This is a genomic window from Dyella sp. PARNA 12/25 (assembly GCF_055702865.1).
Genome location: NZ_JBVQCI010000004.1, coordinates 124,588 through 141,721, shown reverse-complemented (window position 1 = coordinate 141,721; position 17,134 = coordinate 124,588). Strand labels below are relative to the sequence as shown.

General features: G+C 62.8%; 11 protein-coding genes. 6 read left to right on the top strand and 5 right to left on the bottom strand.

What is annotated here, in order from left to right; translation table 11 throughout:
* Nucleotides 1-45: 45 nt before the first annotated feature.
* The 3 genes from AC0GUR_RS10960 to AC0GUR_RS10950 all read left to right on the top strand — a co-directional run bounded on the left by AC0GUR_RS10960 (nt 46) and on the right by AC0GUR_RS10950 (nt 2,094).
* Nucleotides 46-429, top strand: a complete 384-nt coding sequence (locus AC0GUR_RS10960; protein WP_472877512.1) for a YfeK family protein — start codon at nt 46-48, stop codon at nt 427-429.
* Nucleotides 430-858: 429 nt separating this feature from the next.
* Nucleotides 859-1,539, top strand: a complete 681-nt coding sequence (locus AC0GUR_RS10955; RefSeq protein ID WP_472877511.1) for a hypothetical protein — start codon at nt 859-861, stop codon at nt 1,537-1,539.
* 6 nt (nt 1,540-1,545) lie between these two features.
* Nucleotides 1,546-2,094: a hypothetical protein gene (locus AC0GUR_RS10950; protein ID WP_472877510.1), complete on the top strand. Its 549-nt coding sequence runs from the start codon at nt 1,546-1,548 to the stop codon at nt 2,092-2,094.
* Between the two features lie 306 nt (nt 2,095-2,400).
* On the opposite strand, the gene AC0GUR_RS10945 is transcribed toward AC0GUR_RS10950, so the two are convergent.
* From AC0GUR_RS10945 to AC0GUR_RS10930, 4 genes are all read right to left on the bottom strand, one after another.
* The gene (locus tag AC0GUR_RS10945) at nt 2,401-6,183 is read right to left on the bottom strand and encodes a translocation/assembly module TamB domain-containing protein (RefSeq protein ID WP_472877509.1); all 3,783 of its coding nucleotides are present in this window, start codon (nt 6,181-6,183) and stop codon (nt 2,401-2,403) included.
* 10 nt (nt 6,184-6,193) lie between these two features.
* A complete protein-coding gene (locus tag AC0GUR_RS10940; RefSeq protein WP_472877508.1) occupies nt 6,194-7,954 on the bottom strand; it encodes an autotransporter assembly complex protein TamA in 1,761 nt (586 codons plus the stop codon).
* 117 nt (nt 7,955-8,071) lie between these two features.
* Nucleotides 8,072-10,618: a glycosyltransferase family 2 protein gene (locus AC0GUR_RS10935; protein WP_472877679.1), complete on the bottom strand. Its 2,547-nt coding sequence runs from the start codon at nt 10,616-10,618 to the stop codon at nt 8,072-8,074.
* A 503-nt stretch (nt 10,619-11,121) separates the two neighbouring features.
* Complete coding sequence (locus AC0GUR_RS10930) at nt 11,122-11,769, bottom strand: helix-turn-helix transcriptional regulator (protein ID WP_472877507.1); 648 nt, start codon at nt 11,767-11,769, stop codon at nt 11,122-11,124.
* A 132-nt stretch (nt 11,770-11,901) separates the two neighbouring features.
* Here AC0GUR_RS10930 and AC0GUR_RS10925 point away from each other — a divergent pair, with 132 nt between their 5' ends.
* Nucleotides 11,902-12,954 carry a class I SAM-dependent methyltransferase gene (locus tag AC0GUR_RS10925; protein WP_472877506.1) on the top strand — a complete coding sequence of 351 codons (1,053 nt, stop codon included), beginning with the start codon at nt 11,902-11,904 and terminating at the stop codon, nt 12,952-12,954.
* A gap of 1,074 nt (nt 12,955-14,028) precedes the next feature.
* Here AC0GUR_RS10925 and AC0GUR_RS10920 read toward each other — a convergent pair.
* Nucleotides 14,029-14,961, bottom strand: a complete 933-nt coding sequence (locus tag AC0GUR_RS10920; RefSeq protein WP_472877505.1) for a chemotaxis protein — start codon at nt 14,959-14,961, stop codon at nt 14,029-14,031.
* Nucleotides 14,962-15,139: 178 nt separating this feature from the next.
* On the opposite strand from AC0GUR_RS10920, the gene AC0GUR_RS10915 reads away from it, so the two are divergent.
* Nucleotides 15,140-16,447, top strand: a complete 1,308-nt coding sequence (locus tag AC0GUR_RS10915) for a methyl-accepting chemotaxis protein (RefSeq protein WP_472877504.1) — start codon at nt 15,140-15,142, stop codon at nt 16,445-16,447.
* Nucleotides 16,444-17,133 carry a flagellar basal body P-ring formation chaperone FlgA gene (gene flgA / locus AC0GUR_RS10910; RefSeq protein WP_472877503.1) on the top strand — a complete coding sequence of 230 codons (690 nt, stop codon included), beginning with the start codon at nt 16,444-16,446 and terminating at the stop codon, nt 17,131-17,133. Before AC0GUR_RS10915 ends, flgA begins: the two co-directional genes overlap by 4 nt.
* Nucleotide 17,134 lies beyond the last annotated feature (1 nt).

The following is a 17,134-nucleotide window of genomic DNA, read 5'->3' as shown; positions in this document are numbered from 1 at the left end:
CGTGACTATTTGCGATGGGCGAGCCTGCCATGGGAGGGCAAGGTGATGCAGGGTAGGTGGCGTGGTGGCGTGATTGCGGTGCTTCTGGCCGGCGCGAGTGGGTTATCGGTGAATGCGCACGCAGCGCTGGATGCAACCGGTCAGCGGGAGGTGAATGCATTGCTGGCTTTCGTTGGCAGCAGCCACTGCACCTTCATTCGCAACGGCAGCGCGTACAGCGCTACACAAGCGCAAGCACATCTGCGGCAGAAGCTGGACTATCTCGTGCGCAAGAACATCGTGAATTCAGCGGAGCAGTTCATCGAGCGCGCAGGGAGCGAGAGCAGCTTCAGCGGCAAACCCTATAAGGTGAATTGCGACGGCAAGGAACAGTTGTCGGCAGTTTGGCTGAAGGGTGAGCTGCAGCGATTGCGGCAAATGCAACCTTGAGTGCTGGCTGCTTGCCGATCAGAGGTCAAGGCATCAGCACGAGCAAGGCCGCGCGATTCGAAACGCGGGGGGAATGCGCCATGTTTGGCGCACCTACGTGAAAGGGAGTCAATTGCTGATTGTGGCGGCTTTCTCTGTCGGCTCACATGAGCCCTCTACACGCTAGAGGGTTGTTCGATGGAAAAATGCCCACGAGAGAGCCGCTGTGCTACTTGCTGGCCAGAATTTAGGGGGCAATGGCCAGCACCGAGGATCAACCCCTACGACTACAACGCGCAAATTCGCGTTGTATTTGAAGGCGAAGGCCAGCCGGTACGCAATGTTAAGTATTGCCTTGACCTGAGCGACGGCTCCCGTCCTAGCGGGACCACAGACGCGAACGGGCTATCGGCGGTTATTTCGACACCCAGGCCGGCAGATATACAGACAATGACTTTGACGGCAATAAGGGACCGTCGCGAGACGATGTGCTGCCATGCGCCGGATTTGTGGTGGAACGATGAAGAACGCATCTATTTGGGAGGGGGCGCACGTGCGCTCGCAACAACCACGAAGACGGACGCGCCGCTAGTTACGTCCGTACCGTTGCCCAAAGGACGATCACGTGGCCTCACCGCAGGTGAGCAACTCATGGCGCGCACGGTGTTCGGTGATGGCATCAATTACGGTACGGTGAAGGTACATCACCGCGGTTCTGGCTACGCGTTCGGCTTTCAAGATCCCGGTAGAGCAATGACGCCGGATGGTGAAATGTATTTTCCATCCCTGATCTATCAAGACGACTTTTCAATAGCGCCGGACGACGATAAACGCCGCTTCATCCATGAAATGGTGCATGTATGGCAATTTCAACGAGGCTACGGAGTAAAGCGGAATGGGCTCGCGTTGCAATTGGCTGGTTCATCCTCCTACAGCTACACCTTGACGCCAACAAGCAAACTAAGTGATTTCAACATGGAGCAACAAGGCGATCTAATCTCTGACTACTACATGATTTGCATCTATAAGCACCGATGGGCGGCGTACAATCCGAATGCAAACTTCTTCGATCTATATCGAGTTATGGCGCCGTTTGTGAATCCGCTTAGTCTTTCCCACCTGCCCAAGTAGAACGCTATGCGTTGCATTCTATTGTTTATCGGCGCTTCTTTCCTGGCGGGAAACGTCTATGCAAGCGATGGTCCGGTGCACTTCCCCGCCTTAGACCTGACGCAGGAAGGAAGCGTCATAAAGGGCTGTCTGGCGAGTGGGTCCGAGGCCTTCGATTTGCGCGCCGCTGGCGTTATGGCATTTCATGCGGAGTGGCCGCCCGAAGAATGGGCGATAGTGTTGCAGCAAGGCGCAAAGCCTGTGCATCTGCGAGCGGGCGCTTGCATTACCTACAACAAGCCCGTTCCGGGTTACACCAAGATGGGGGGCGGAAAGCCACTTGCTGCCGGTGAAACCTATATGTTCGTTTTGCAGGGCATCCCAGACAAGACAGGATTTGTGAGGATGTTTGCTACCTATTTTTGCGTTGAGAGCGTCAATGGTGGTGTCATAAAGTATGCCGTTTATGTCGACCACGACGACGGTACGACGACCTATCCGAAGTGCGGGAAGTACACAGGTTGGCGTTCAGCAGCGGATGGAATAGACCCGCCCGATCGACCGTTTAAGAAATAATTAGCCCGTATCGCGTAGGTTATTTGTTGGCGAACCGCGACTGAGTCGCGTCTTGGCCCTTGGAGGCTTGCGTCGGCAACATGTGATTGCTAGCGAGGGGCATTTGTTCTGGGATGCGACGACGAAGGCATGTCTTCGCGGTCGTTTCAAACAAGCCTTCCCTATTTCGATTCATACCAGGCCTTATTTTGTAACACCAAAAGCTGAAAACGCTCGAGTCAAAAAGGAAGATTGAAGACGCATGTATTTGTCGCTCACCCCAGCACAGGCCGGAATGACGAGTGAGAGAGAAGGCCCGAGGCGCCGCTATCTCTCGATACGGTAGTTAAGCGCCGCACGGCTGAAATCCGTTGCGCTTTGCGCCTCGAAACTCCAGCGCGAATTGAAGTGGTAGCGCAAGGTGATGACCTGGCCCGGATCAAACAGGCCTACGCCGTAGCTGATATACAGGCGTGGCGAGAGGAATTTGCCCATGGTGAATGCTGAGCCGCCATTGAGGGCATCGCTATTGCTGACACCAATGTCGTCGAAGCCAAGACGCGAGCCAATGCTCTTGGCCAATAAATTGCCGGCAGCGGAACCCAACGCCTGCGCGGCCGCATTCACCGTGCTGCCTTCGCCACTCCTCACCTGGTTCAGCGGCCTGCCGGTAACCAGATAAGCAAGCGCGTCGGATTGATCCATCGCGGGTTGCGAGAATATGGTGAGCACAGGTCGTTGCGCCGTGCCGGCGACATGGATGCCCACTTGCTGGCCATCGTCGACGGTGGCGTTGGGGTTGATCCGGCGGACCGCGCGAATGTTGAGGCCGGGGTTGTCGATGGGCGTTGAGGCAAACAACAACTGGCCGCGATCGATCTGCAGATTCTGGCCGTAGGCTTTGTACGTGCCATCCACCAGGATCTGGCCTTGTCCGGTGGTTGCGCGACCCGGGCGTTCACTGACCACCAGCTGGCCGCGCAGACGACCATCCAGGCCCATGCCGACCAAGTGCGTCTTGTGGCCGAGATCGACAGTGACCGTCGCCGTGATCGGCATGCGGCTGGCCTGTTCCTGCGGCTCCTTGGCGTCCACGATCACGACATCGGGCGAGGCGCGGGTGGCGCCTGATCCCGGTAGCTTGTCCAGGTTCACGTCGGCGCTGTCGACGGTCACGCTGCCGGTGATGTCCAGACCCTCGGTGCCGTGGCGCAAGGCGAGATCAGGCGAGACGGTGACCTTGGCTGCCGGAATATCCACGGCAGTGACGTTGCTCCCCTTTACGGTCAACACGCTTTGCGCATCGACACCCAGTGACGCATTACCTTGCAGGACCAGGTTGCCATCGCCGGAATGCAAGCTGCCGTCGATGCGGAAATGCTGAGTATCCGGTGTGCTGACGGTGACATGACCCTGGCTGAGCTTCAGGCCCATGGCAGGAATTTCTGCAGCGAAATTATTGAGGCCGGCCTGGCCGTTGATGGCAGGCTGTGCAAGTGTTCCGCCAAGCGTGAAGTCACCTTGGATGACACCCTTCGGATTCACCACCTCGGTCGTAAAGATTTCCAGCAACGCGAGGTTGTTGGCCTGAACAGAGACACGTCCACTGAGCGCCTGCTGTGCGCCGCTGATGTTGACCTGGCCATCCAGACGCCCCTGATTGCTGAGCCCCGCGTGCAGTTCAATATGCTGGTTGGCGGGACTCAGCTGCGCATTGAGCGTGAGGTTGTTGTAGGTGATCAGCGGCTCGTCGGGGCGGTCGGCATAAGCGATGGCGCCGTGAGCCGAGGTAATCGACGCGGTGCCATTCAACGCACCTGCGGTGTTGCGACGGACATTACCGTCACCTTCGAGCGTGCCGGCGACGCGCATCGGCACCTTGCTGCTGCTGATGGCGCTCATCAGCAAGGCGATAGGCATGTTGCGCAGACGGTAACTGGCGTCGAGATTGCCGGCCTTGTCCTGCCTGGCCGCCGCACACAGCAACGGTTCGCCGGCGGTGAGGCATAGCTCAGACAAGTTCATGGCGCCGTCGTTGTACGACAGCGTCGTGGATTGCTGCAGGCGCCAACGTGGCAGCCCCGCAAGGTCGATATTCAACGTGGACAGCGTGCCACTCCACGACGAGCCTCGCAGGCTGCCGTTCACGGCAAGATCGGTGCTGAGCGGCGAGCCGTGTGCGTTCAAGCTAAGGCTGTGATGCTCCGCCGTACCATCGCCACGCACGTTGACCTGAGTGAAGTTGAGGCCGCCTGCATTCACGCCACCCGCCTGCAGATCCAGCCTGCCACCGGGATGACTGATATCAGGCACATTGGCGAGCAGGCGAAGGCTGTCCACGCGCTGGCCTGCATAACTCAGCGCCTGTCCCTGCAGATTCGCATCGACCGCAAGTCGCGGGTGCTTGCCGCGCACCTGGATGGTGCCTTGCAGCCGGCCTGCTGCATCCGGCAACCAGTCACCGAGCGTGGCAACGGCGAGGCGGATGGTGACGTCGTTGCTGCTGCCAGGACGCGCCTCAATCACCGCATCGCTGCCGCCGGATACCAGATGCAACCGGCCTTCGACCACACCTTCCGGTGGCAGGTGCAATTTGCCCTCACCGCGAACCGTGCGGTCACGCAGACGGCCTTCCAGCTTGCGGATTTCCAGCGCTACGTCCGGACGATCCTGCGGCAGCGTGCCTTGCGTGGCGATATCGAAATCGAGCGAGCCGTTCCACTTGGCCAGCAGATGGCCGGGGTCAAACGTCTTGGCGGTGGCTTCGAGTTGCCAGCCCAGCACGGGTTGCAGCGCGATCGTGCCGTTGGCTTGCAGTTCGCCTTGCGCTTGTTTGATGGTGAACGCGTGCAGGTTGAGCAGCTGCTGTGTGCCGTCGAGATTGAGCGTGATGTCGGCCAGCCTGTCGGGCGGGCCGATGGCCAGAGCGCTTTCAGCATGGAACTGATCGATGCCACCGGTGGCATGCAGGCTGCCGTGGCTGAGCAAGAGCTGCCCGACCATGGATTCGGGCAATTCGACATCCTTCCAGTCGACGGTGAGGTCAGCGGTCAACGGCTGATGGGCGAGTTGTATCGTGCCGCGCGCGGCAAGGTTGCCCTTGAACTGCGTGGAGCTGACGCCGAGCTGTTCCACCGTCAGGGTCTTGAGGTCCTCGCTGAAGCGTGCGCTCAATGGCTGCAGTTGCAGCTGGTAGTCGTTGAGGCCGAGCTGGCCAGTGAGCGTGCCACTGCGGCGATTACCCTGGCCGCTCAGTGCGACGGCCAGACCAGTGAGTGAGCTGTCGCCCAGCAACGGCTTCGGATTGAAACGCGGCGCGTCGACACGCCCTGTCCACGCATAGTCGCCGCCCTGAGCCAGCTGCAATTGCAAATGCGCCGCCATGGGTTGCGTAAGCTCGAGATCGAGATGCGCTTGCTTGCCATCGCCGCGTGCCTGCAGCTCGCCGGCGTATTCGGTGCCGCTAAGCGTCCATGCAAAATTGAGCTTGCCGTCACCACGATACTTGCCGCCGACGATGATGTTGCCGGTGAGATCCACATGACCATCAGGTGCGCGCAGTGTCAGCTGGCGCAGCTCGATGCCGTGGCCGGTCCAGCTGCCAGCCACATCGAGTGCATCGGAGGCGAACACCGGCTGGCCGTCCTGGGTGATCTTCACCGTGCCGACACGCGCCCGGTCGAGCACCATGTTGATCGGAGGCTGCCAGGAAAAACTGCTTTGGGACTGGTCCGGCTGGCTTTTCGCCAGGGCCACTTCCACGCCATCGGCATGGAGATCGAGCACGTGCAGTTGCTTGCGCAGCAGCGAACGCGCACGCAGATCCAGGTGGGCCTTGGCAACGTTGACGTCGAGGCCGCTGCCGTCGGCATAGCGCAGGCCTGTGATATCGAGCGGGCCGATAAGGCGCCCCTGCGCAGACTGCACCGTGAGTGCGCCGTTGGTCAGCCCCTCGGCGCGCGCGAGTGCGAAGCGCAAGCCCGGCGCGGTGCCCAGCAGCCAACCGACGAACGCCAGCAGCAACACCACCAGGGCGAACAGTGTCAGCAGCGTCCAACGCAGCCAGCGGCGGCGCGATTGGGTGGGTGCGGGCGAGGGCGTGTCGGTCATCGCGGCGTGCTCACAAATCCGGTCCGATCACCACGTGGAGTTCCACGCCGTGGTCATCCGGGTTATGCACCGGCGTGGCGACATCCACACGGATCATGCCCACCGGCGACAACCAGCGTACGCCTAAACCCGCACCCACCTTGGGGCGGTAATCGGTGCCATCGAACGCGTTGCCCGCATCGACAAACGCTGCCATGCCCCATTGCCGCGTGAAGTAGTGTTCCACCTCGGAGCTACCCACCAGCAGGTTCTTGCCACCCACCACGCGGCCATAAGAATTCTTGGGGCCGATGGCCTGAAAACCGTAGCCACGCACCGAGCGGTCGCCGCCAGCGAAGAAGCGCAACTGCGGTGGCAGGGAATTGAAGTCGTTGGTCCAGGTGACGCCGGCGGAGCTGCGCAGGATCAGGCGATTGTTGCCCCAGAAACTGTCGATCCACTTGCCGTCGGCAGTGACCTGGCTGAAGGCGGCATTGGACAAGAACCCGCCGACGGTGCTGCGTGCACTGAATGCGAGTGACCAACCGCTGCGCACAAACACCGGATTGTCGCCGGATTTGCGCGACAGCGTGGCCTCTGGGTAGAACAGGTTGCTGCTGCCGTGCTCCACGCCCGGTGTGTTGTAGGATTCGCCGCTCTTCTGTCCCACCGTGAAGGTGCCGTCGAGCGCGCGCAAGCCGATGGTGCGCACCCAGCCATGCCATTGGCGGGATTCGTTGGCCACCAGTTGGAAGGTCTTCGATTTAGAGGTGTCGGTATTGGAGTCGACGTACGTTGCGCCGTAGTTGAAGCTGCGCTGGTTCGAGCCGGGCATGGGGATGGTGTAGAGCGTGGAGATCGTCTTCAGGTTCTGCGAGATCACCGCCTCGTTGCGCCACTTGTGGCCGCGGCGGTTGATCCAGCGTCGTTCACTGCCGATGCGCACGCCAATACCGGTATCGGTGCCGTAGAAGGGGCCGCCGAAATAGATGGTGCGCTTGGCCGGCGAAAGCTCCACCTTCACGTCCACTACGTTGTTCTTCTTGTCTTCGACATCGGGCAGCACATTGACCATCGAGAAGTAGTCGGCGGAGTTCAATGCCTGTTGTAGCCGCAGCAGGTTTTCCTGCGAGAAGTAGTCGCCGGCCTTGAAGGGTACGTAGCGTTGCAGGAAACCTTCGCGGAATTGCGAGCCCTCGAAGTGCACCTGCCCGAAGCGATAGCGCGGGCCGGTCTCCCATGCCAGGCGAACCACGGCGCTGCGTTCGCCACGATTCACTTCCACGCGGCGGGTGACCAGTCGCGCATCGAGAAAGCCGTTGGCGGTGAGAGCACCGCTCAAGGCGTCACGTGCCGAATCGTAGTCACCGTGATTGAGCGTCTGCCCCTTGAGGTTCTCAATGGCGCGTTGCGCCCGACGTACAGCGGGAATGGCAGTCGCTTGCGAGTCGAGCGTGATGTTCACGGCCGTCACCACCACCGGCTGGCCCGGCGTGACGTGCAAGGTAACGCGCCAGCCGTCACCTATCGGATTGAGCTGGCCGTGCACCTGGGCTTCGTAATAGCCGTAAGGCTCCAGCGCGCTCTTGGCCTGATCGAGCGCCTGGTTGTACAGGCGGTGCACCTGCGCTTCGGTGACCTCGCGATTGGCGTAAGCGGAGATGTCGACGCCCGAGGTCACGGCGTTCTTGAGCGGATCGTCCACGCCTTCCACCACCAGCTGTACGCCCGCATGCGCAAGCATGGGGAGCAGCCACAGCAACAGTAGTGTCAGGCCTCGAAGTCGGCGCATCCGATCCTGGTTCCGTCCTGGAGTGGGGTCGCCTGTGGGGTGAAAAACAGGCGACCCGAAGCTTAGCCGATCCATGGGCGAGCGCTGGTGAACAGCGGCTCGCCGAGACGACGGATATCAACCCGCCTTGTCGCCAGCCTTATGCGCTATCCAAGCGCCGATCACCGCGGACACATAAGGAATGGACTGCGCGGCCAGGATGAACATCCACAACGTGCCTTCGATGTACTGCGTACCGAAGCTCAATGCCATGCCGACAATGCAGCCGGTCAGGGCGATGGCCATGAGCAGCTCTTCACGCACGGGAGCGAACGCAGCGAAATTGCTACCGCCCAGACGACGGCTCTTGGCCGTCACCACGAACGAAGTCTTCTCGCGCGTCAGGCCGTGCAGGATGCCGCGCGCGATGGCGTGCGACAGGCCCATGCTGGCCAGCGAGGCCATCAGCGTGTCGTACCAGCTGCATGGAACGCGCACGCGGTACAGCACGATGCCAAAGATGGCCTTGGCAAAGAAGAAGCCGATGACCGGGATCAGGAATAGCTGCATCGGCAGCGTGAACAAGGTGGGGAAGGCCACCATGCCGGCGGTCCAGAAGATCGCCATCATGGTGAAGATCAGGTGCAGCGCATCGGCGAACCAGCTGAACCAGCCAGTGAGGAAGTGGAAGCGCTGGCCGCCGGAAAGCGGGCCCTTCTTGGTCATCCAGTCCCAGCGACCTTTGAGGATCTGCATGGCGCCGAATGCCCAGCGATAGCGCTGGCTCTTGTACGCCTTGAAGTCGGCCGGGGTGAGGCCCACGCCCATCAGTTCATCGACGTACACCAGCTCATAGCCGGCGTGCATCAGGCGCAGGCCCAGCTCGGCGTCTTCGCAGATGGTCCACTCGGACCAGCCGCCAGTGCCTTCCAGCGCCGAGCGACGCACCATGGTCATGGTGCCGTGCTGGATGATGGCGTTGCGCTCGTTGCGGTGGTGCATGCCAATGCGGAAGAAGCCGTCGTACTCCCACGCGGTCATGCGGCGGAAGCGGTTGTGCTCGAAGTCACGATGCGCCTGCGGGCACTGCACCACGGCCACCTTCGGGTCGTGGAAGTAGCCGGTCAGTGCCGACAGCCAGTCTTCGCGCACCACGTAGTCGGCGTCGATCACCGCCACCACGTCAGCGCGCGGGTCGGTTTCCTTCAGGCCGAAGTTCAGCGCACCGGCCTTGAAGCCGGGCCACGGTTCCAGATGGAAGAAGCGGAACTTGCTGCCGAGCTTCTCGCAGTACTCCTGCACCGGCTTCCAGATCGCCGGGTCCTTGGTGTTGTTGTCGATCACCAGGACTTCGTAGTTCTCGTAGTGCAGCGCGGCCAGCGAGTCGAGCGTCACCATGACCATTTCCGGCGGCTCGTTGTAGCAGGCCAGGTGGATGGACACGAACGGCTGCTTTTCCACCGGGTCGGGTGCGAGCAGGCCGGCGTGACGAATCCATTTGCGGCGCCACAAGACTTCAGTGAACTCGAAGCCGTTGATGAGCAGGATGGCGAGGATTGCGATCTGGGCCGGGAACAGCAGGGCCAGCATGGTCCAGTCGATCCAGCTCAGATAGAAATTGAACGGCAGCGTGGCCGACCAGGTGATCAGGCCGCAGGCCAGCTGGATCAGCGCGCAGAAGAAGAAGCGGCCCATCAGCTTGAAGCGGCTGTAGCGGCTGGCGAACCAAATCATCGGCAACAGCGCCAGCAGGCTGGCGGCTAGCGCCTTCCACGGCCAGGCGGTGTCTTCCGTCACCGGGCCGGTGAACGGGAATTTCAGCTGGCGGTCGGCATTGAACATGCCCCAGTACGCCTCGGTGCGACCCGACAGCTTCTCCTTCCAGGGCTGGTCGAAGGCTTCCATGACGTAATAGTCGATGTTGCGCTTCTTGGCTTCGTTGAACCATGTGCGCAGGAAGATCGCCTGATTCGACACCGACGGGTCGGCGTACTTGAAGCGGTCACCGTTCGACGGCCAGCCGACTTCGCCGATCACGATCGGCTTGTTGGGGAACATCTTCTGCAGGACTTCATAGCTGCCCAGCACATCGGCCACGGCGGGGAACGCATTCAGCCCCCTGCCAGGGCCGGTCACCGGAATACCGTTCCAGTACGGAAACAGGTGCACGGTGATGAAGTCGACGTGATCGGCCAGCTCGGGGTACTTCTGCCACACGCCAATGGGCTCGGCAATCGACACCGGCTGGTGCACCGCCGCGCGCACGCGATCGGCGTAGGCCATCAGCTGCTCCGCCGGAATGTCGTTGCGGTACAGCACCTCGTTGCCGACCAGCACGCGGTCGATCGAATTGGGGAAACGACGCGCCTGTGCGATCAGCGTTTCGATTTCCTTTTCATTGTTGTCCAGGCGGCGATCAATCCAGGCGCCAGCCAGCACGTGCAGACCCTGCCGCTCCGCCAGGCGGTACACCTGCGGGTTTTCCAACGTCGAGTAGGTACGGACGCGCGAGGTGTACTGCTTGAGCAGTTTCAGGTCGCCTTCGATCTCGTCGTCCGACGGAAAATCGTTTTTCAGCGGGCTCTGGTAACGCTGGAAGGCGGACAGGGCGAAGCCGCCGATCGGCCCTTTCCAGTCCTCGGGGCCATGCGGGAGATTGCTCCACCACCACAGGCCGATATTCATGGCCGCCACGATCAGGGCGAGCAGAGTAGCCGTGAGCAGCGGATGCCGGCTGTCGTGGTTCGATGCGTTACTCAAAACGGTCCCCGTGGCTGCCTCACACGAGGCCGAAAAGCGTTAAGAGCTTAACCATGGAGCGCATCGGGCTCAATGCAAGACTTGGTTGTGCGGTCAGCGCTAGGTCAGGGCCAGGGATGCCCTGATCAAATCCCCGTGCCCGGCATGACATCCAGAAGGCCCACAGGCGGTGGTGCGTGACGCAGGGCAGACTGGCCGTCTGTTCAAGTCGCGCGCCGCCGCTTGTGGGCCTTCTGGATGTCACCCCTTCATTTACATTCAAACTGTTGGGGCCGCACGGTAGGCGCGCAACGCACAGTCACGCCGTCAAAGGCAGGCTGGTTGCCTGTCGAGGTGGCGGGGCGAAGCGTTGCGCGCCTACCGTGCGGTGACGGGTGCGGCGATTTAATCCGGGCATCCCTAGCGGGCTCCAGCACCTGTTCCACCGCTCACCGGCAGGGGCCGGCGATCCGGCAAAGCTCCGCCACCAGCGCGGACTGGCTGTGTTTTACCGTCTTCTCGAAGACGTGCTTGAGATGGCTGCGGGCGGTGCCTTCCCCCATCAGCAACAGCCGCGCGCAATCGCGCAGTTCGTGTCCCTCGGCCAGCAGGCCGGCCAGCGCGGCTTCCCGGGGCGTCAACCCGAACGCTTCGGTGATGGCCTCGCGCGGTACCAGTGGCAGATGTTCAGGCGGTGTGATGAAGATGGCCGCCAACGGTGCGGTGCCTGGTAAGGGGGAAAGTCGCAGCAAGAGCACGCGCCCCTGCGGCGAGCGCCTTGGCAGGGCCAGGTAACGGGTGGGCAGCGGCGAGTCGGGACGAGGAGCGGCCGTCAGAGCCAGCGCGTGGCGCAACCGGCGCGTATCGCCGTTGGTGGCGGCGACCAATCCGGAAGGGCCCAGCACGAGGCTGTCGCGCTCAGCCAGCAGCTCCTGCGCCCGTCGATTCGCATAGCACAGCCGCGCCGAAGCGTCGGCCAGCATCACGCCGATCAGCAGTTGATCGAGCAGGGTGGACAGCAGCTCCGCGTCGCAAGCGCCAGGTAAGGGACTTGCGTGTGGTTCCCGCGTCACCGGATGCCGCGACGGCTCTCGCATGGAGGGCTCCAGCCATCAACCTATGGCTTTCGCGCTGTCCGGTTTGGGAGAGGCGCGTTGGCGGTCGAAGGCGTATGCAGGGTGTTTCATCGTACTCCACCGCCACGTGGGCGGTGCCGCGGAGCGTGTGTCATGGCAATCGACGAGCAGCGACTGCAGGCGTTTCTGGGCAAGGCCGTGGGCGACCTTGGGGCGGCCATCAGCGCCACCCTGATCGAAATCGGCGACGAACTGGGTTTCTATCGGGCGCTTGCGGCCGAACGGCTGGACCCGGCGGGGCTCGCCGCGCGCACCGGCACCAACGAGCGCTATGTGCGTGAGTGGCTTGGCAATCAAGCCGCCGGCGGCTACGTCGACTACGACGAAGCCAGTGGTACCTATGGGTTGAACGAAGAGCAGGCGCTATGCCTGGCCAACCCGAACGGCCCGGTGGATCTGCCGGGTGCGTACGGGATCGTGGAGGCGATCTTCCACGCCAAGGACCGCACGCTGGACCACTTCCGCAACGGCGAAGGCATGGAGTGGGGCGAACACCATCCCTGCCTGTTCAAGGGCACTGAGCGGTTCTTCAGGGCTGGCTACAACGCCAACCTGATCGGCGCATGGCTACCTGCGTTGGAAGGTGTGGTGGACAAGCTGCAGCATGGCGGACGCGCGGCGGACGTGGGGTGCGGCCATGGTGCGAGTGCCATCCTCATGGCGCAGTCGTTCCCCGAGGCGGAGTTCGTGGGTTACGACTACCACGCGCCCTCGATCGACGTGGCACGTGAGCGTGCTCGCACGGCCGGCGTCAGCAATGTGTCGTTTGAGGTGGCGGATGCGGTGGGCTACGACGGCAAGGAGTTCGACCTGATTGCCTTCTTCGATTGCCTGCACGACATGGGCGACCCGGTGGGCGCTGCCCGGCATGCCTGTGAGGCGTTGAAGGAGGACGGCAGCTGCATGATCGTGGAGCCGTTTGCCGGGGATCGCGTGAAGGACAACCTCAACCCGGTCGGCCGGGTGTATTACGGCGCGTCGTCGCAGATCTGTGTGCCGGTGTCGCTGGCGCGGCATGGGCCGGCGTTGGGGGCGCAGGCGGGGGAAGCGCGGTTGCGGGAGGTGGTTGTTGATGGTGGTGGGTTTAGCAGGTTTCGGAGGGCGGCGGAGACGCCGTTCAATATTGTGTTGGAGGCTAGGCATTAGGTGGGGGCGTTGTCCTCGACATGGTTGTGGGTGGCAGCATTCTCGCCTCACCGCCTCACCGCCTCACCGCCTCATCCGAGCCGTCATCCCCGCGAAAGCGGGGATCCAGTGACTTTGCTCTTAGTTCTGGATGAGCGATACCGCCAGCGTGCCACCTGCGCGGCGGGCGTTTCGACCTTCTGCCGAAGGCCGAGTCACTTTTCTTTTGCTGGCCCAAAAGAAAAGTAACCCAAAGAAAACGGCCTTCAGAGCTCAGGTAGCGTCGTGTTGAATACAAGCCTTGGAGGTTTCGGTCATCGGCACCGTGCGATCCATCCGACAGACGGCACGGCTACCCCGCAACGCGCCATAGTGCAGAGGTGCTCTGCATGGCGTCGGATACAAGCACTGAAGGTTTCGGAGCCCGGATTGCGACAGGCGTCGCGCCGCCACACTGCGGCTACCCCGCAACGCGCCGCAGCGAAGAGGGCTTAAATCTACGGCTCGCCTAGCGACCTGGCGCCCCGGCTTTTTCTGTAGGAGCGCACTCGTGCGCGACCGCAACGCTGGGTTCTGGCTCAGCGGTAGGACACGCGAAAGCCAATCAGTGAGGCAACGACAACATTCTGCGGTCGCGCACGAGTGCGCTCCTACAAGGCGGCGTTGGCTTTTGGCTTTTCGCTTTTGATCTTCGGGCCCCTTTGCGGCGGTGAGGGGTGGACGATCAGGCCCGCAGGGGGATCGGCAGGACGCCGATCCCTTTTCAACAGGACAAGGATGTCCTGTCGAAAAGCCCGGCAGCCCCTCACGGACTGGCCGGCTTCACCGGCCAGCGCCAAGCGGGGGTGCCTTTCTCTTTGGTTACTTTCTCTTGGGCAAGCAAGAGAAAGTGACCCGGCGATCGGCAGATCGTCGGAAGCCCGCCGTAGGCGAGCCAAATTGCGAGAACCTCACATCAGAGCAGAGGCGCTGGGTCCCCGCCTTCGCGGGGATGACGCCGCAGGGAACACACGCTCCCGCAAGCACCTTTCCCTCACCCCAACCCTCTCCCCAGAGGGGAGAGGGAGTTAGGGCGCGACCGCGCGCCCACAAGCCTCAGAACTGCTCAAACCTCTCCGGCATCAACTCCAACACCGTCTGCGCCAGCAGATCCGGTTGAAACTTCGCCACAAAGCGATCCGCACTCACCTCTCGCACCATCGCCTCATTGAAGATGCCGCTGATAGAACTGTGCAGCACCACCTTCAACGAGCGCAGCGCAGGCGTCTCGCGAATCGCACGCGTCAGTGCGTAGCCGTCCATGCGCGGCATCTCGATATCCGACACCACCAGCGTCACGCCGTCATCCTCCGCCACCTGCGCGAGCTCTTGCAGGCGCTGCAAGGCTTCCTTTCCGTCCTGCGCCACGATGCATTCCACATCCATCTGGCGGAACAGATTCACCAGCTGATTACGCGCGACCAGCGAGTCGTCCACCACCATCACGCGGCGCGGTTGCAGGTCGTGTACGCGGGAGATGCGTTGCATGGGGGCGGACAGCTCAGTGGGTGTCGCATTGAGGCTGGCCAGGACCTGTTCCACATCGACCACCGCCACCAGCGCGCCGTCGACTCGCGTCACCGCGTTGACGCGGGTGCCGAAACCCAGCGCCGGTGCGGGTGCTGCCATGGATTCGCCGTCGCAGTGAATCAGGCGTTGCGGCTCAGCTACCAGAAAGCCCTGCACGGTGCGGCTGAACTCGGTGACCATCAGGTGCGCGGAGGGCTCGTCGCGCAAGGAGGGGTAGCCAAGCGCCACCGCCAGATCGATCACCGGAATGGTCGTGCCCCGATAGTCGCAACTGCCGGCCACCAAGGGCAGTGCGCCGGGCATGCGCTCCATGGGCGGTCGGCGCATCACTTCGCGCACCTTGAATACGTTGATGCCGAACAGCTGCTCGTCACCCATGCGGAACAACAGCATGGCAATGCGGTTGTGCCCGGCCAGCCGGGTCTGCTGTTCGATCTTGTCCATCCACGCGCCGCTCATGCGGACTCCTCGCTTGGCGGCATTGCCGCAGGTTACGCCCACGTATCGGCCAGTCCCGCGTCAGCTTGAACAGCGCTTGTTCGCGCGCCCTGCGACACGTGGCACGTCGCTTGCTTCTCAAGTTCCGACGTTTGCCGCCGATGCCGGGGCGACCCTTATAGGAAGGAATGATCCACCCATGAGTCTGATCTGGAGCCAGCATCTAGCCGAGCTTGCGCACGCCGCCGCGGCGGGCGACCAGGCGCGGGTGGCGCAGTTGTCCGCCCGCCACCCGCGCGCCGCGAAGGCACTGGCGCCGCTGTTGGTAGCGGTTTCCACCACCAAGCCGCCAGCGGCCGTGGCGTTGCAGACGCTGGAGCAGCAGGGCCTGGTGCTGGGCTCGGCGCAACAGTTGGTGCGCGAGCAGTCGGCCATGCACCAGTCGGCGCAGGAAAGTCGTGACGACGTCGGTCGCTTGACGGATGGCAGCGCCGGAATCTCGACATCTCTGCAGCAGATTGCCACCGGCCTGGACTACGCACGTCAAACCGGCGAAGCCAGCGAGCGCAGCGTGAGCGAGCTGGATGGCCAGCTTCGCCTGTTGCGTACAGCCCTGTCGGCGATGAACCGCAACCAGAGCAAGCTTGCCGAAGAAGTAGCGCAGATCCGCAAACTCACCGGCGTGGTGCAGGAGATTGCGCACCAGACGAACCTGGTGGCGCTCAATGCCGCCATTGAAGCGGCACGCGCCGGCGAGGCGGGTCGCGGTTTTGCCGTGGTGGCCGATGAGGTGAAGCAGTTGGCTGAGAAAACCAGCCAGGCCACCGGTGAGATCGAAGGCGTCACCAGTTCCATCGGCGAGTTCTCACAGCAGCTCGATAGCGATGTGCAGCAAGGCCTGCAGCGTCTCGAACGTGCACAAGGCGGCCTGACGCAAACCGAAACCTCGCTGCAGGACAGTGGTGAGGCGTTGCGCCAGATCGGCGAGCGCATCAGCACCATGCACAAGAATCAGGATGCCCAGCACGCCCGCGCCGTTGCCGCGCAGGCAGCGCTGGGTGCGTGGCATCGCCGCGCGGCGGAAGCCAGCCGCCAGACCGAAGCACTGAGCCGAGGTGCCCTGCTCGCTCATCGACTGGCGCTGGACTGGCTGGAAACTGAGAGCGGCTCCGACCCGGCCAGCCTCAGCCTGACCATCCGCGAAGCCGCGCAGAGCCTGCGCCAGGCCATGGAGCTGGCCTTGCAGGAGCCGGCCGCACTCGATCGTCGCTGGTTCGACACGCAGGCACTCAATCGCACGCTGAATCGGCTGACCGAAGGCCGCGCCCATCACCCCGCCGCCAGCGCACTGACCGCCGCAGGAGCACGCTTGCGCGAGCAAGGCAGCACCTTCGCCACCTTGTTGTGTGACGGCCAGCTCGATCAGGCCGGCCAGCTCGTGCAGCAACTCGAAAGCGAGCGCGAAACGCTGTTGGCCCAACTCAACGTGCTGCTTTCCGATCTATGACCTTGCGACGGCTGGCTACAACGCTGCTGTTCGCCCTCGTGCTGCCCGCCCACGCCGCGGAGCCGGCCGAAGCTGCACGCACGCTGGCCGAACAATGGCTGCGTGGTCAGTACAGCACGCAGGGCAATCGCGTGGTGGCCCAGGCCGCCGCGATCGATCCGCGCCTGCAGCTTGCGCCCTGCCCCGCACCGCTCAATGCGAGCCTGCAGGAAGGCACACGGCTGATGCCACGCATGAACGTCACCGTGCGCTGCCCCGGAGCGGACGGCTGGACCGTTCGCATACCCGTGCAGCTGCAGGTGTTCCGGCAGGTGCTGGTAGTCACCCGCCCCTTGCAGCGCGGTGACGGCGTGCGCGCCGACGACGTGCACAGCGAGGAACGCGACATCACCCGCCTGGGCTACGGCTTTGTCAGCGACATGGGCGAGCTCGAAGGACGCTCGCTATCGCGCGCCCTTGGCGTGGGCAGCGTGCTCACGCCCGGTGCGTTGGGTGGCCGCAGCGCGGTCAAGGCCGGCGACCAGGTACAGCTGGTCTCCCGCCTGGACGGCATCGAAGTGCGCGCCAACGGGGTGGCCCTGGGCAGCGGGGATAGCGGCTCGCGGCTGCGGGTGCGCAACGGCAGCTCGGGCAAGGTGGTGGATGCCATGGTCACCGCCCCGGGCGAGGTACTCGCCCTCCCATAGC

What these genes read in the sequence shown, in the direction of transcription:
- AC0GUR_RS10960 (WP_472877512.1), top strand. Translation starts at nt 46, where the DNA reads ATGCAGGGTAGGTGGCGTGGTGGCGTGATTGCGGTGCTTCTGGCCGGC.
- AC0GUR_RS10955 (WP_472877511.1), top strand. Translation starts at nt 859, where the DNA reads ATGACTTTGACGGCAATAAGGGACCGTCGCGAGACGATGTGCTGCCAT.
- AC0GUR_RS10950 (WP_472877510.1), top strand. Translation starts at nt 1,546, where the DNA reads ATGCGTTGCATTCTATTGTTTATCGGCGCTTCTTTCCTGGCGGGAAAC.
- AC0GUR_RS10945 (WP_472877509.1), bottom strand. Translation starts at nt 6,183, where the DNA reads ATGACCGACACGCCCTCGCCCGCACCCACCCAATCGCGCCGCCGCTGG.
- AC0GUR_RS10940 (WP_472877508.1), bottom strand. Translation starts at nt 7,954, where the DNA reads ATGCGCCGACTTCGAGGCCTGACACTACTGTTGCTGTGGCTGCTCCCC.
- AC0GUR_RS10935 (WP_472877679.1), bottom strand. Translation starts at nt 10,618, where the DNA reads ATGAATATCGGCCTGTGGTGGTGGAGCAATCTCCCGCATGGCCCCGAG.
- AC0GUR_RS10930 (WP_472877507.1), bottom strand. Translation starts at nt 11,769, where the DNA reads ATGCGAGAGCCGTCGCGGCATCCGGTGACGCGGGAACCACACGCAAGT.
- AC0GUR_RS10925 (WP_472877506.1), top strand. Translation starts at nt 11,902, where the DNA reads ATGGCAATCGACGAGCAGCGACTGCAGGCGTTTCTGGGCAAGGCCGTG.
- AC0GUR_RS10920 (WP_472877505.1), bottom strand. Translation starts at nt 14,961, where the DNA reads ATGAGCGGCGCGTGGATGGACAAGATCGAACAGCAGACCCGGCTGGCC.
- AC0GUR_RS10915 (WP_472877504.1), top strand. Translation starts at nt 15,140, where the DNA reads ATGAGTCTGATCTGGAGCCAGCATCTAGCCGAGCTTGCGCACGCCGCC.
- flgA (WP_472877503.1), top strand. Translation starts at nt 16,444, where the DNA reads ATGACCTTGCGACGGCTGGCTACAACGCTGCTGTTCGCCCTCGTGCTG.